Source organism: Nocardia sp. NPDC003693 (assembly GCF_053981095.1).
This window is the reverse complement of the sequence record NZ_JBSFNO010000039.1, coordinates 63,236-77,025: the sequence shown is the minus strand read 5'-3', so window position 1 is coordinate 77,025 and position 13,790 is coordinate 63,236. Positions and strand designations below refer to the sequence as shown.

Sequence of the window (13,790 nt, the reverse complement as noted above, 5' to 3'; positions counted from 1 at the left end):
CCGTCAGCATGGAGGTCGTCATCTGGATGGCGTTCACCCGCTCGGCGCGAATGAGCCCGGCCTGGTAGTACGGGTCGCGGTGCCCGCCGGGCCGGCGACCGCGCGACGGGCGCGGTCCGGCGGACGGGCGCGGGGCCCGGGGGGTCGGCCTGCGCAGCGCGCTCAGCGCGGTGCCGTCGAGTTCCCGGCGATGCAGCGCCACCCGGATCGCGCCCGTGATGAGCACGAGCACGGTGGCCAGCGCCATCGTGGGGAACCGATTCACCAGGGGGATGGCCAGATTGAGCAGCATCTCGCCGACCTTGCTCCGGCCGCTGCCGCCGCCGTCGCCGGAGTTGCCGAGCATGAGCTGATAGGCCAGCGGTACCGAGAGGAACAGCAGCAGCGGCGGCAGCACCATCGTGGTGAACAGGCCGCGGTAGCGGACCGCGGCCACGGCCAGCAGACAGCCGAGCACGTACAGCGTGGCGAAGGTGCCGGTGAGCTCCGAACCACCCGAATCGATGAAGAATCCGATAAAGGTGCAGGTCACCGCAATGAGCACCGCCGCCCCCGCCGGCACTCCGGGAACCGTCGGCACGATCGAACGGTGCGACGAGGGGACCTCGGCTCGCTCGCTTTGGGTAACTGCCACGTCAAGCACACTAAGGCATGCGGGGACCGCGCGAGGGAGCCGACATCACGCGTACTCGAGGAACGGCGTGTGAAAAGGAAGCTGTCCGGTTAGTCGTTTTCCGCGAATCCCACCGCCCGCGGCCAGGATTCCACCCGGCCGATATCGGGGACGGGCGCCTCGGCTATTTCCAGGTCGTGCAGTTTGCGGGCCGTCACCATGACCCGCGTCTCCACGGAGGCCACGGTGTGATTGAACGAATCCACCGCCTTACCCAATTGCGCGCCCAGCCGATCGAGGTGTCGGCCGGTGGTGCCGAGCCGCCCGTACAGCTCCCGGCCGAGCTGCTGGATCACGGCCATGTCCGCGGTCATCGCCTCCTGCCGCCAGCCCAGCGCCACCGTGCGCAGCAGGGCCATCAGGGTGGTCGGGGTCGCCAGCACCACGTTGCGGGTGAAGGCGTATTCCAGCAGTCCCGGATCGGCGCCGAGGGCGGCGTCGAGGAACGGATCGCCGGGGACGAAGAGCACCACGAACTCGGGCGAGGGATCGAAGGCCGCCCAGTACTCCTTGGCGGCCAGCTGTTCCACGTGGTTGCGCAGGTGTTTGGCGTGGCGGGCCAGATGCGCGTCGCGGGCGCGCGGCTCCTCGGTGGCGGCGGCCTCCAGGTACGCGGTGCACGGCACCTTGGCGTCGACCACGATGTGGCGTTCGCCCGCCAGCCGCACCACCAGGTCGGGGCGGACGACGCCCTCGGTGGCGCCCGAGCTGCCCGCGCGGCGCGTGACCTGGGTGTCGAAATCGCAGTGCCGCGTCATGCCCGCCAGTTCCACCACCCGCTCCAGCTGGATCTCGCCCCAGCGCCCGCGCACCTGCGGGGCGCGCAGCGCGGCCACCAATTGCCCGGTCTGCGTGGAGAGTTGGTGCGACATGCGCTGCATACCCGCGACCTGTTCGCGCAGCCCGGAGTAGGCGTTGATGCGGTTGTGCTCGACCTCCTGGATGTGCCGGTTGAGGGTGCCGACCGCCTCGCGCAGCGGCTCGACCAGCGTGCCGATCGCGTGCGATTGCCGCCGCGCCGCGTCCTCGCTGGCCGCCCCGAGCGACTGGCGCAGCAGCCGTTCGTTGTCGTGCATGGCCGATAGCCTGGCCTCGGCCACCGCCGCGCGCTGACCCGCGCGCGCGGCATGCCCGAGCCAGCCGACGGCCAGCCCCGCGATGAACACCAACAGCAGCGCGAACAGCATCGGTGCGGTCATGGGTGCAGATAGTGCCGTACGCCACCGACAATTTCGGGAAAGCGGCAAACCCTCGGCGATGCATGCGCGCAATTCCGACAGGGTGCCGGGGTACGGCCCGATCTGTCGGTCGCATCGCCTACGGTTCTGCGGCATGCGCATCCTGCACACCTCCGACTGGCATATCGGGCGCACCTTCCACGGCGTCGATCTGCTCGCCGATCAGGAAGCCTCGCTCACCGCCATCGCGGACGTGGTGGCGGCCGAGCGCGTGGACGCGGTGGTGCTGCCGGGGGACGTGTACGACCGGTCGATTCCGAGCGCGGACGCTATCGCGGTGTGCAATCGGGGATTCGAGGCCATTCGCGCGGCGGGCGCGACGATCGTGGCGACCTCCGGCAATCACGATTCGCCGACCCGGCTCGGGGCGCTCGGGAGTTTCGCGGCGGCGGGCGGTCTGCATCTGCGCTGCCGGATCGCGGATGTGGCGCGGCCCGTAATGCTCTCTGATTCGCACGGAGAGGTCGCTTTCTACGGTATTCCGTACTTGGAGCCGGAGATCACCCGCGTGGAACTGGGCGTGCCGCAGGCGCGTTCGCACGCGGAGATCCTGGACGCGGCCATGCGCCTGATCCGCGCGGATCTCGCCGGGCGCGCCGGGGTGCGGTCGGTGGTGCTGGCGCACGCGTTCGTGGTGGGCGGGGAGGCCACCGGTTCGGAGCGGTCGATTTCGGTCGGCGGGGTGGAGACGGTGCCGCTGGGGGCATTCGCCGGGCTGGACTACGTGGCGCTGGGGCATCTGCATTCGCCGCAGACGCTCTCGGAGTCGGTGCGGTATTCCGGTTCGCCGCTGCCGTATTCGTTCGGGGAGCGCTCGCATCGCAAGGCGGTGTGGCTGGTGGAGCTCGGGGCGGAGCGGTTGTCCGGGGTGACGCGGCACGAGCTGCCGGTGGTGCGCGGGCTCAGTCAGCTGCGCGGCACCCTGGAGGAATTGCTGACCGCGGCCGAGCACGCCGCGGCCGAGGGCGATTACGTGTCGGCCACCCTGGTCGACGAGGCGCGGCCGGTGGACGCGCTGCGCCGGCTGCGCGAGCGGTTCCCGCACGCGGTGCATGTGGAATGGTCACGGCCCGAGGGGAATTCGGACCTGCGGTATCGCGAACGGGTGCGCGGGCGCCGGGACACCGAGATCGCGCAGAGCTTCCTGACCGATGTGCGCGGTGCGCCGAGCGCGGGGGAGATGACGTGGCTGGAGCGGGCGCTCGGGGCGGCGGTGCGGGAGCAGGATCGGCCGCGGCGCGGGAGCGGCGCGGCGTCGGAATCCGGGGCGCCGGAGGTCGCGGGCGAGCTGCCCGGCCGATCGGCGCCGGGCGGGCTCTTCGAGGTGGAGACCGGCGACGAGAATCGCAGTGACGCAACCGGGTTGACCGCGTGAACGGTGCGGCGGCGCGGGGCTCGGCGTGTCCTGCCCGGGCGGGCGCGCGCGGGGTAGTTGGATTGTTGACGGCTGTAATTCTCGGAGGGAATGACGCGTGCGGCTGCATCGACTGGAATTGACCGCGTTCGGCCCGTTCGCCGACACCGCCGTGGTGGATTTCGACGAGCTGGGGGCCGATGGGCTGTTCCTGCTGCACGGGCAGACCGGGGCGGGGAAGACCACGGTGCTCGACGCGATCGCCTTCGCGCTGTACGGCAGCGTGCCCGGGGCGCGCGGGGAGATCAAGCAGCTGCACTCCGATCACGCCGACAAGCAGGTCGCGCCGCAGGTGCGGCTGGAGGCCACGCTCGGGGGCCGCCGGTTGCGCCTGGTCCGCAAGGCGGGGTATCTGCGGCCCAGCAAGCGCGCGAAAACCGGTGTGACGGAAGAGAAGCCGTCGGCCACGCTGGAGTGGCTGGACGGGCGGGGGCAGAATCTGTCCCGCATTCCCGATATCGGGGACGAGGTGCTGCGGCTGCTCGGGATGAGCGCCGATCAGTTCTTCCAGGTCGTGCTGCTGCCGCAGGGCGATTTCGCGCGATTCCTGCGCGCGGAGAACGAGGAACGCGAGAAGTTGCTCGAAAAGCTCTTCGACACCGAGCGTTTCGGCGTCGCCGAGAAATGGCTCACCGACAAACGCCGGGAGAGCACCGCGGATCTGGATACCCGCAAACAGGCCATCGACCGTCTCATCGCGAGCGTCGGCACTGCGGCGGGGCTGCCGACCACCGCGACCGCCGGACCGCTGGAATCGGTCGGCTGGTCCCAGTCCCTGCTCGGCGCGGCGCGCATCGAACTGACCGCCGCGACCACCGAACTGCGTGCACAGCAGGGACATTCGGCCGCCACCCGGCGGGCTGCCGAGGCACAGCGCGGTCTGCACGAGCTGCACCGCCGCCGCGCCGAGGCCCTGGCCCGCCTCGAGGAACACGACGCGGGCGCCGACCGGCGCGAGGCCGCCCAGCTCGAACTCGACCGCGCCCGCCGCGCCGAGCCGGTGGCCGCCGCACTCGCCGAGGCCCGCGCGGCCGCCGTGGCCCTGCGCCGCCGCGAGGACGAGGCGACCCGCACGGCCGAGCAGCTCGCCGACCGGCTTCTCGAGCCGGCGAGCGCAGAGCTGCCGGGAACACGCTGGGCCGCACAGGATCTCGCCGCTGGTGAGCTGACGGGCAGCGATCTCGCCGTCGAGCTCGAAGGCATGGGGGAGCCGACGACCGACGCGGGCGCGCCGCACGAGTACGCGGGCGGGGCCGGTGCCGCGTCCGGTCCCGCCGAGGCGGCGGACGAGTCGACGGCCGATGTTTTCGATGCCGGAGCGGCGGCGGGGGATGCGGCCGGTGCCCGGGATGGGCTGGGCGCGCAGCGGGCCGCGGACCCTGGTGTATCCGGTGGCGCGGACGGAACGGTGACTTCCTCCGGCGCATCTGGGCCGGGAGTGGTCGAGACTCGTGATGGGTTGGGCGCGAACAGGATAGGTGGCTACGACCCGGACGGGACCGGTGTTCATGGGGTGCCGGGTCATTCGGCGGGGGCGACGGCCGGGGTGACGGCGATGCCCGGGCCGTCGATGTCGGCCGCGCAGTCTCGGCGGTCCGGGCTCGAAGCCGCGGTGCGGCGGTGGAGTGGGCAGATGGGGGCGCTGGACGAGGTGCGGGCCGACGCGGAGTCGGCGCACCGGCTGAACGCCGAGCTGGCGCGGTTGCGGGAGGAGCAGCGGGTGCTGGGGGAGCGGACCGCGACCGTGGAGCGGAAGCGCGGGGCGTTGCCCGAGCGGCTCGCCCGGGTGCAGGGGGAACTACGCGAGGCCACGGACGCGGCGGCGGGGCTGCCGGTGCTGGAGGCCGAGCGGGAGCGGTGGAAGAACGCCGCGAAGGCCGCGCTGGAACTGGATCGGCGGCGAGCGGAATTGGACAGTGCGCGCGCGGATTTCGAGGCGCGGCGCGGCGCTCATCTCGACGCGCGAGAGCGCACCCTCGCGCTGCGCGAGCAGCGGCTGGCGGGGATGGCCGCGGAACTGGCGGCGGATCTGGTGGACGGCGAAGCCTGTTCGGTGTGCGGGTCGGCCGAGCATCCCGCGCCCGCGCGCCCGGCCGCGCACGCGGTGTCGAAGGAGGCCGAGGAGGCCGCGCTGGCCGCCGAACGCGCGGCCGAGGCGGCCCGGGATCGGGTCGGGCAGTCGATCACCGAGCTCGAACGCGCCGTCGAGGTGCTCGTCGAGCGCGGGGGTGACACCGACAAGGCGGAGCTGGCCGCCGCCCTCTCCGCCGCCGAGACCGGCTGGGCCGCGAGCCGTGCGCTCGCCGGCAAGGCGGCCGCGCTGACCACGGAGTTCGAGCGCCTGCGCGCCGAGGAGGTCAGGCTCCAGGACGAACTGCGCGACTGCGAAAGCCGCGCCAGCGCGACGATGGAACGCTTGGTCGCCGCCGATCGGCGGCTGGCCGAACTGACCGAGCGGCTGCGCGCCGCCGCCGGAGCGGACGGAACCGTGGAGCGCCGGCGCGCCCGGTTGGCCGCGCTGGTGGAGGCGGCGACCGCCGTGCGCGAGGTGCGCGGCGCGGTCGCGCTGGCTCGCGAGCAGGTCGAGGCGCTGGCCGTGCGCGTCGAGAAGCTCGCCGGGGCAGCGGGTGTGGTGGACGCGCCGCCGCCGGTGCTCGGCGCGAACGGCATCGACTACGCCGTGCTGCGCGTGTACGGGCAGGCGGTGGACGCGGCCTCACGCTCGGCCGCGCAGCAGAGCGAGATCGAGGCCGCGCTGGTCGCGGCCGATCGGGCGCGGGCGCACGCCGAGACCGTGCTGGCCGAGCCGGACATCCGCGCGGCGGCCGACCAGCCGCCCGGTGATCTCGCCGGACTGGAAAGCGCCGTGGCACAGGCGCAGACGCTGCTGGAACGCGCGGTGGCGGCGCACTCCGAGGCGGCCCGCCGGGTGGAACAGCTCGAGGAGCTGTGCTCGCAGCTGTGGGCGGCGGTGGATCGCATCGCGCCGCTGCAGCGCACCCACGACGAACTCGCCCGCCTGGCCGAGGTGGTGGCCGGGCGCGGGGAGAACAACCGCCGTATGTCGTTGCGCTCCTACGTGCTCGCCGCCCGGCTGGAGGAGGTCGCGGTGGCCGCGTCCTCCCGGCTGCGCCTGATGTGCGGCGGCCGTTACGAGTTCGTGCACTCCGACGCCGCCGGCCGCCACGGCCGCCGCGGTGGCCTGGGCCTGGACATCCGCGACGACTACACCGGCGCCGTCCGCCCCGCCAAGACCCTGTCGGGCGGCGAAACCTTCATGGCCTCACTGGCTTTGGCGCTCGGCCTGGCCGACGTGGTGGCCGCCGAGTCCGGCGGCCTGGTCCTGGACACCCTGTTCATCGACGAGGGCTTCGGCAGCCTCGACGCCGACACCCTCGACGCCGTCATGGGCGTCCTGGACGAGCTCCGCTCCGGCGGCCGCGTGGTCGGTGTGGTCAGCCACGTGGACGAGATGCGCCAGCGGATCCCCAGCCGCCTCCACGTGGTCCGCGGCCGCACCGGATCCCGTCTCGAAACCTCGATCGGCGCATAGCTTCTGGCGATCGACTGCCGGCGCCATTGGAACTGTGTCACCGTCGAGGGGTGACGGTGCGGCGCGACACGGTCCTGAGCTGCATGCTGATCTTCGGGCTGCTGGCCCTGGGGCTCGGCACGCTGGCCTCGATGGAGATCGGGCATCCGGGCGAGATGACGTTCCCGCTCGGCCTGGGAGTGACGCTGGTGGCGGGTTCCTATGCGGGAAGGCCGATTTCGGTGCCTCCGTCGCGGCCGGACAGCTGGTCGAGCGCGGGCTGGTGATCGCCGCCCGGGTGGCCGTGGTGGCGGTCGGGGCCTACGTCGGACTGATTCTGCTCCTCCTGCTGAGTGTTTCGGGCAGCTAGGCCTCGTGATCCAAAAGCCAGCGCTTGATGTCCAGGCCCCAGCGGAAGCCGCCGAGGGTGCCGTCCGTGCGCAGGACGCGGTGGCAGGGGACGAACAGGGCCGCGGCGTTGCGGGCGCAGGCGCCGGCGGCGGCGCGGACGGCGTCGGGGCGGCCGGAGCGGGCGGCGTACTCGGTGTAGGTGACGGGGTCGCCCGCGGGGATCTTGCGCAGGACCTCCCAGGCGTGCACCAGGAACGGGCCGGACTGCTGGCGGACGGCGATCGGGTCGATCGCGGTGAGATCGCCCGCGTGGTAATCGGTGACGGCCTTGGTCACCTCGCCGAGCGCGTCGCGCTCGCGCAGGCCGGCCGGGCGCAGGGTGGGGTGGATCAGGCCGCGCAGGTTCTCCGCGTCGGCGGTCCAGCCCGCGGCCAGGACCGCGCCCTCACGGTCGACGAGGGCGGTGAACGGGCCCGCCGGGGTGGTCAGGGTCGCGAAATCGGCTGTAGCGGTGGTGTTCACGGTGCTGTTCTCGCTTTCCGGGCGCCGGTGGCGCCATCGGGGACGGGTGCGGGGCCGGCGGGATTCGCCAGCGCGTGTTTCCAGAGGTGCATGGTCAGGTAGGAGCGCCACGGCGCCCAGCGCGCGGTATCGGTGAGGTCGATGCCGAGCAGGCTCGCGCCGCGCCGCACGACCAGGTCGGTGGGAAGCAGTACGTCGGGATCGGCGAGCAGGCGCATGGTGACGTAGTCGGCGGTCCACGGGCCGACCCCGTCCAGTGCGAGCAGGTCGCGCCGGAGTTCGGCGGCGGTGCGCCCGGAGTGCAGGACGAGGTCGCCGTCGGCGAGCGCGCGGGCCGCGCCCACGATGGCCTCGACCCGCCGGGCGGGCCCGGTCAGCACCTCCGCGCCGTGTTCGGCGATGGCCGCGGCGGTGGGGAACAGGTGCGGCGCGGGACCGGGGATCGGCTCGCCCAGCGCCCGAACCAGCCGGGCCACATGGGTATTGGCGGCCGCCACCGAGATCTGCTGCCCGATCATGGTGCGCAGCAGCAGTTCCGGCCCGTCCAGGCAGCCGGGCACCCGGATGCCCGGCGCGAGCACCGCGCCCGGCCCGCCCGCGCGGTGGGTGGATTCCAGTCCGGCGGACAGGGCTTCGTCGATGCCGATCGGGTCGGCGTCCAGATCGAGCAGGTGCCGCAGCCGCGCCACGGTCGGGGCGAGATCGCGCATGTCGTGTAGCGCCAGGGAGGCGCGCACGTGCCCGGGCTGGACCGAGAGCCCGACGGTGGCGTGCCCGTGCGGCGTGCGCAACGCCCGCGTGTAGACGCCGTCCTCCCACAGCTCCAGGCCCGGTGCGGCGTGCGCGGACAGGAACCACTCCAGCCACGTGCGGTCCAGGGGCTCGCGGTACGGCAGCCGCAGCGTCAGCGTGCCGTTGGTGGCGGGCAGGGTGTCCCCGTTGCGGCGGCGTGACTCGTCGCGCAGCGTGGTCGGGCTGACCGCGAACACCTCGCGCACGGTGTCGTTGAACTGCCGGATGCTGGCGAAGCCCGCCGCGAACGCGATGTCCGACATCGACAGCCGGGTGGTCTGGATGAGCAGCCGGGCGGTGTGCGCCCGGTGCGCCCGGGCCAGCGCGAGCGGGCCGGCGCCGAGTTCACTGGTCAGCACCCGGGTGAGCTGGCGCTGGGAGTAGCCGAGGGTGTCCGCGAGGGCGGGCACGCCGCCGCGCTCGATGACACCGTCGGCGATCAGCCGCATGGCGCGCGCGGCCAGGTCGGCGCGGGTGTTCCAGAGCGGGGAGCCGGGCGCGGCGTCGGGCAGGCACCGGCGGCAGGCCCGGTAGCCGCCCTGCTGCGCGGCCGCGGCGGTGGGCATGAAGGTGACGTTGGCCGGTTTGGGAGTAATGGCGGGGCAGGAAGGGCGGCAATAGATTCCGGTGGTTCGCACCGCCGTGAAGAATTGCCCGTCGAAGCGCGCGTCCCGAGTCGTCACGGCTCGGTAGCAGCGCTCGAAATCCAGATCGTTCGCACTCACACGATCAACGATGGCAGCCCGCGCCGAACTCCGCTAGCGGAAATCGGACGCCACCGTCAGCGGAAAACGGACACACTCAGCAGCAGCGCTGCTGGGGATTGCGGGTGGCCGAGTCGTGCCGTTCCCGCCAGTACTCGCGCTCGCTCGGAATCTCGCAGCCGGGATGGCGCAGCCGCAGATGCTGCACGTACCGCTGGTAGTCGTTGCCGCCGAGCACGGAGTCGAACCACCAGATCAGCGCCCGCACGGCTCGTACGACCGCGCGCCCCGCCGCCCGCAGCAGTGCCGCGGGCGACGGGACACGCGAGGTGTTCATCGGCATATCAGTGCGCGTGCGCCGAACCCGGCGGACGGACCTTGCCCTCGGCGATGAGGGCGTCCCATTCCCGCTGGACCTCCTTCTCGGCCTTGGTCGCCACGAACGAGCTGGGTCCGAAGATCTTGGACGGCACCTCCGGCGACTCGGTGGTCTCGGCGCCGCCCTTGCGCGCGGCGTGCACGCACACCAGCACGCCGACGACCGCGACGATGAGCACCAGCACCGCGAACACGATGGAGAGCGTGCCCTGCACGAACGTGTTGCGGACGATCTTGTCGAGGTCGTCCAGCGCCTTCTGCAGCGCGGCCGCGTCCTTGACCCCGGCGGGCAGCTGCCCGGTGTCCAGGGCCGCCTGGTAGTTCTCGCGCTTGGTGACCGCGTCGCTGTGCGCCCGCCAGTAGCCGATCTTCGGATCGCCCGAGAAGATCTTCTGCCAGGACGCCGTCATGGTGACGACGAGGTCCCAGGCCAGCGGCACGCCCGGAATCCAGGCCCATTTCAGCAGGCCCTTCTTCACCACGATCACCAGCACCACGGTCAGCGCGACGGCCGCGAGCAACTGGTTGGAGATGCCGAACAGCGGATAGAGCGTGTAGATGCCGCCGAGCGGATCGGTCACGCCCATGAGCAGTACCGAACCCCACGCCGCGACCACGATCGCCGAGCAGATGAACACGCCCGGCCACCACGACGGATCCTTGAACTTCTTGGCCGCGCCGCCCAGATTGCCCAGCGCGTCCGAGACCATGAAGCGCGCGACACGGGTGCCCGCGTCGATGGTGGTGAGGATGAACAGCGCCTCGAACATGATCGCGAAGTGGTACCAGAAGGCCTTCCAGCTCGCGCCGCCCAGGAACTGGTGCAGCACTTCGGACATGCCGACCGCGAGGGTCGGCGCACCGCCGGTGAGCGAGACGATCTTCTTCTCGCCGATGTCGGCCGCGGCCTGATCCAGCTCCGCGGCGGTGATGGGCGGCCCGTCGAGCCCGAGGCCGTTGACGTAGGTCGCGGCCTTCTCCGCCGAGTTGCCGGTCAGGGCGCCGCTGGCGTTCATGGCGAAGTACAGGTGCTGATCGATGATGCTCGCGGTGATGATGGCCATGACCGCGACGAACGACTCCATGAGCATGCCGCCGTACCCGATCATCCGGGCCTGCGACTGCTTCTCGAGCAGTTTCGGCGTGGTGCCCGAGGACACCAGCGCGTGGAATCCGGACAGCGCGCCGCACGCGATGGTGATGAACAGGAACGGGAACAGGCTGCCCGCGAAGGCGGGACCGTTGCTGTTGCCGGCGAACTGGGAGATGGCCGGGGCCTGCAGCGTCGGCATGGTGACCAGCACGCCGACCGCGAGCAGGCCGATGGTGCCGATCTTCATGAAGGTCGAGAGGTAGTCGCGCGGGGCGAGCAGCATCCACACCGGCAGCACCGAGGCGATGAAGCCGTAGGCGATCAGCAGCCACGCGATGGTGGTGCCGGTGAGGGTGAACACCTCACGGCCCCAACCGGATCCGGCCACCCAGTTGCCCGAGACGATGGCCAGCATGAGCAGGGCGAAGCCGATGATCGACACCTCGCCGACCTTGCCCGGGCGCACGTAGCGCAGGTAGAAGCCCATGAGCAGCGCGATGGGGATGGTCATTGCGATGGAGAACACGCCCCACGGGCTGCCGCCCTCGAGGACGCCGGTCTCCTTGTTGGTGGTGGCCGCCAGCGCGTTGGTGACCACGATGCCGAGCACGGCGAGCAGGATCATCATGATGACGAGCACGGCCACGATGGCCGCGACGCCGCCGACCCGGCCCAGTTCCTCGCGGGCCATCTGCCCGAGGCTGCGGCCCCGGCGTTTGGTGGAGGCCCACAGCACCAGATAGTCCTGCACCGCACCGGCGAACACGACGCCGACGATGATCCAGATGGTGCCCGGCAGGTAGCCCATCTGCGCGGCCAGCACCGGGCCGACGAGCGGGCCCGCGCCGGCGATGGCGGCGAAGTGGTGCCCGAAGAGCACCCGCCGGTCCATCGGCATGTAGTCGCGGCCGTTCTCCATCTCCTCGGCGGGAGTGGCCATGTCATCGCGCGGCTTGGTGATCTTCCAGGCGATGAGGCGCGAATAGAACTGGTAGGCCAGCACATAGGTGCAGACCGCGGCGATGACGATCCAGACCGCGTTCACGTTCTCGCCGCGGACCACGGCCAGAATGGTCCACGCGACGGCCCCGAGCAGGGCGATGACGAGGAACACGCCCTTCTTCGCACGCGTCATGGGTGTGCGGTCCACGACGCCGACCGGGGGTAGGTCGGGGTCCGTCCGTAGATATTCGATGGTCGCCATGGGCCAACTCTCCCTGCGGTACAGCGGAATCCAGTGGATCTCGGTGAAATGGTGACAACGTAGCGGAACCGACATGCCGGGAAGTCGGCTTTCTCGCGCCGTTCACCCGGTGTCGCGCCGCGGGGTACGGGTGGCCCGGCGGCGGCATGGTGCCGGGAGCGGGGGTGTCGCGGCCCGGCAGGCTGTCCCGCGCTTCCGCGTGTTCTCCGCGTGTCGCCGGTTGCTCACCGTATGCTGCCATGCTGATCTGCGACCTGGGCCACAGGGTCCGGTGGGTTCGCCAGCGACCGCGAGGAGATCCGATGCCCGTTTCGCCGTCCCGTCGGCGCGCGTCGCCGCCCGGGCCGTCGAATCGTCCATGCCCGTACTGTCGGCGCTCGCGGGCGGCGGGCGATCGGATTGCGACGAGTGGCCGGGCGAGTGCGACGAACGGTAGAAACCGGACGACGAGTGGCGACCGGACACTCTTGTCCGTGTGTGACGACCGATGACCGCGCCGCCGGCCGGCTTTCCCCGTGCGCATGATCCCGATGCGCGCTTGCCGCAGGCGTTCTCGCGGCGCTCGATACTCCGTGCGGCCGCCGCGGCCGCGCCGCTGGCGGCACTCGGCGGCTGTGCCGCGGACGACGATGACGCGGTCACCTTCTTCTTCCAGGCGCGGCCCGAGGAGGCGCGGGCGCGGCTGCGGATCATCGAGGAGTTCGAGCGGCGGCGACCCGACATCCGGATCCGGACGATCATGTCGGGGCCGGATCCGCTGCAGCAGATGCTGACCTACTGCGCGGGCGGCAAATGCCCCGACGTGCTGATGTCGTGGGAACTGCTCTACGCGGGACTGGCCGAGCGGGGCGTGCTGGTCGACCTGCGGGAGTACCTGGACCGGGATCCGGGGTACGCCGCCGCGCTGCGGGCGGACGGATACGCGCCGCTGCGGGAGACGTTCGCGTGGCGCGGCGGGCAGTACGCGCTGCCGGAGCAGTGGTCGGGGGTGTTCCTCTACTACAACCGGAAGCTGTTCGCCGAGGCGGGAATCGAGCCGCCGGGCCGGTGGGCGGACGCGTGGACGTTCGCGGAGTTCCTGGCCGCGGCCACCGCGCTGACCCGGCGCGACGGTGACGGCCGCACCGAGCGCTGGGGTTTCGCCGATGCCTGGGTGCCGTACTTCTCCGCGGCCTGCTTCGGCATGAACAACGGCGCGGAGTGGTTCAGCCCGCCGGTGCGCCCCGAGCGCACCAATCTCGGCGACCCGCGCTTCGCCGAGGGCCTGCAGTTCTACGCCGATCTCGCGGTCCGGCACCGGGTCGCGCCCGGAGTCGGTGACCGGCAATCGGTCTCGGCCCAGGACCTGTTCCGCAGCGGCCGCGCGGCCATGCTGCTGGGCGGGCACTGGCTGTTCTCCGAGTTCACCGGCCGCGACGACCTGGACTTCGACGTGACGGTGCTGCCCGTCGGCCCGCACGGCGGTCCGGGCGCGATCACCGACGTCGGCAGCACCGGTTTGGCGATCGCGGCGGCCAGCCCCCGCCGCGAAAAGGCGTGGGAATTCGTGAAGTTCGCGACCGGCCCCGAGGGCCAGGCGCTGATAGCGGAGTCCGGCCTGTTCGTCCCGGTCCTGCGATCCGCCATGGCCGCACCGGGATTCGCCGCGGCGCACCCCGGGATCCGCAACCTCGAGGTCTTCACCGGCGGACCCGCCGCCTCCCGGCAACTGGCCGTCACACCCCTGTGGGGCAAGGTCGAGTCCCTGCTCGAACGCGGCTGTAACCGGGTCCTGCGCGGCGCGGCCACCGCGGATTCGCTGGCGGGCCGCACGGCGGCGGACATCGACGAACTCCTGCGGGCGGCGACATGAGCGAGTCGCACGCTGCCCCGGACCGCAGTAGTGCTGC

10 protein-coding genes are annotated in these 13,790 nt (G+C 71.9%); 4 read left to right on the top strand and 6 right to left on the bottom strand.

Annotated elements, in window-relative coordinates; all coding sequences use genetic code 11:
* On the bottom strand, positions 1-634 hold a 634-nt coding region (locus tag ACWDOP_RS31620; RefSeq protein WP_456347987.1), incomplete at its 3' end, for a DUF6542 domain-containing protein.
* 89 nt (positions 635-723) lie between these two features.
* Positions 724-1,872 carry a DNA recombination protein RmuC gene (locus ACWDOP_RS31615; RefSeq protein WP_456347986.1) on the bottom strand — a complete coding sequence of 383 codons (1,149 nt, stop codon included), beginning with the start codon at positions 1,870-1,872 and terminating at the stop codon, positions 724-726.
* A gap of 133 nt (positions 1,873-2,005) precedes the next feature.
* Between ACWDOP_RS31615 and ACWDOP_RS31610 the strand changes: the two genes are divergently transcribed.
* The 3 genes from ACWDOP_RS31610 to ACWDOP_RS31600 all read left to right on the top strand — a co-directional run bounded on the left by ACWDOP_RS31610 (position 2,006) and on the right by ACWDOP_RS31600 (position 7,144).
* Complete coding sequence (locus tag ACWDOP_RS31610; RefSeq protein ID WP_456347985.1) at positions 2,006-3,286, top strand: exonuclease SbcCD subunit D; 1,281 nt, start codon at positions 2,006-2,008, stop codon at positions 3,284-3,286.
* Between the two features lie 97 nt (positions 3,287-3,383).
* Positions 3,384-6,878: an AAA family ATPase gene (locus ACWDOP_RS31605; protein ID WP_456347984.1), complete on the top strand. Its 3,495-nt coding sequence runs from the start codon at positions 3,384-3,386 to the stop codon at positions 6,876-6,878.
* 50 nt (positions 6,879-6,928) lie between these two features.
* Entirely contained in the window at positions 6,929-7,144 is a 216-nt protein-coding gene (locus ACWDOP_RS31600; RefSeq protein ID WP_456347983.1) for a hypothetical protein, read from the top strand.
* Between the two features lie 79 nt (positions 7,145-7,223).
* Here the strand turns inward: ACWDOP_RS31600 and ACWDOP_RS31595 are convergent, their stop codons facing one another.
* From ACWDOP_RS31595 to ACWDOP_RS31580, 4 genes are all read right to left on the bottom strand, one after another.
* A complete protein-coding gene (locus ACWDOP_RS31595) occupies positions 7,224-7,730 on the bottom strand; it encodes a methylated-DNA--[protein]-cysteine S-methyltransferase (protein ID WP_456347982.1) in 507 nt (168 codons plus the stop codon).
* The gene (locus ACWDOP_RS31590) at positions 7,727-9,247 is read right to left on the bottom strand and encodes an AlkA N-terminal domain-containing protein (RefSeq protein WP_456347981.1); all 1,521 of its coding nucleotides are present in this window, start codon (positions 9,245-9,247) and stop codon (positions 7,727-7,729) included. Before ACWDOP_RS31590 ends, ACWDOP_RS31595 begins: the two co-directional genes overlap by 4 nt.
* A 76-nt stretch (positions 9,248-9,323) precedes the next feature.
* Entirely contained in the window at positions 9,324-9,494 is a 171-nt protein-coding gene (locus ACWDOP_RS31585; RefSeq protein WP_454202855.1) for a YbdD/YjiX family protein, read from the bottom strand.
* 76 nt (positions 9,495-9,570) lie between these two features.
* A complete protein-coding gene (locus tag ACWDOP_RS31580; protein ID WP_454202721.1) occupies positions 9,571-11,901 on the bottom strand; it encodes a carbon starvation CstA family protein in 2,331 nt (776 codons plus the stop codon).
* Positions 11,902-12,388: 487 nt separating this feature from the next.
* Between ACWDOP_RS31580 and ACWDOP_RS31575 the strand changes: the two genes are divergently transcribed.
* Entirely contained in the window at positions 12,389-13,753 is a 1,365-nt protein-coding gene (locus tag ACWDOP_RS31575; RefSeq protein ID WP_456347980.1) for an ABC transporter substrate-binding protein, read from the top strand.
* The last annotated feature ends 37 nt before the right edge of the window (positions 13,754-13,790 follow it).

Coding starts and splice junctions, on each gene's coding strand:
- ACWDOP_RS31615 (WP_456347986.1), bottom strand. CDS start 1,872: ATGACCGCACCGATGCTGTTCGCGCTGCTGTTGGTGTTCATCGCGGGG.
- ACWDOP_RS31610 (WP_456347985.1), top strand. CDS start 2,006: ATGCGCATCCTGCACACCTCCGACTGGCATATCGGGCGCACCTTCCAC.
- ACWDOP_RS31580 (WP_454202721.1), bottom strand. CDS start 11,901: ATGGCGACCATCGAATATCTACGGACGGACCCCGACCTACCCCCGGTC.
- ACWDOP_RS31575 (WP_456347980.1), top strand. CDS start 12,389: ATGACCGCGCCGCCGGCCGGCTTTCCCCGTGCGCATGATCCCGATGCG.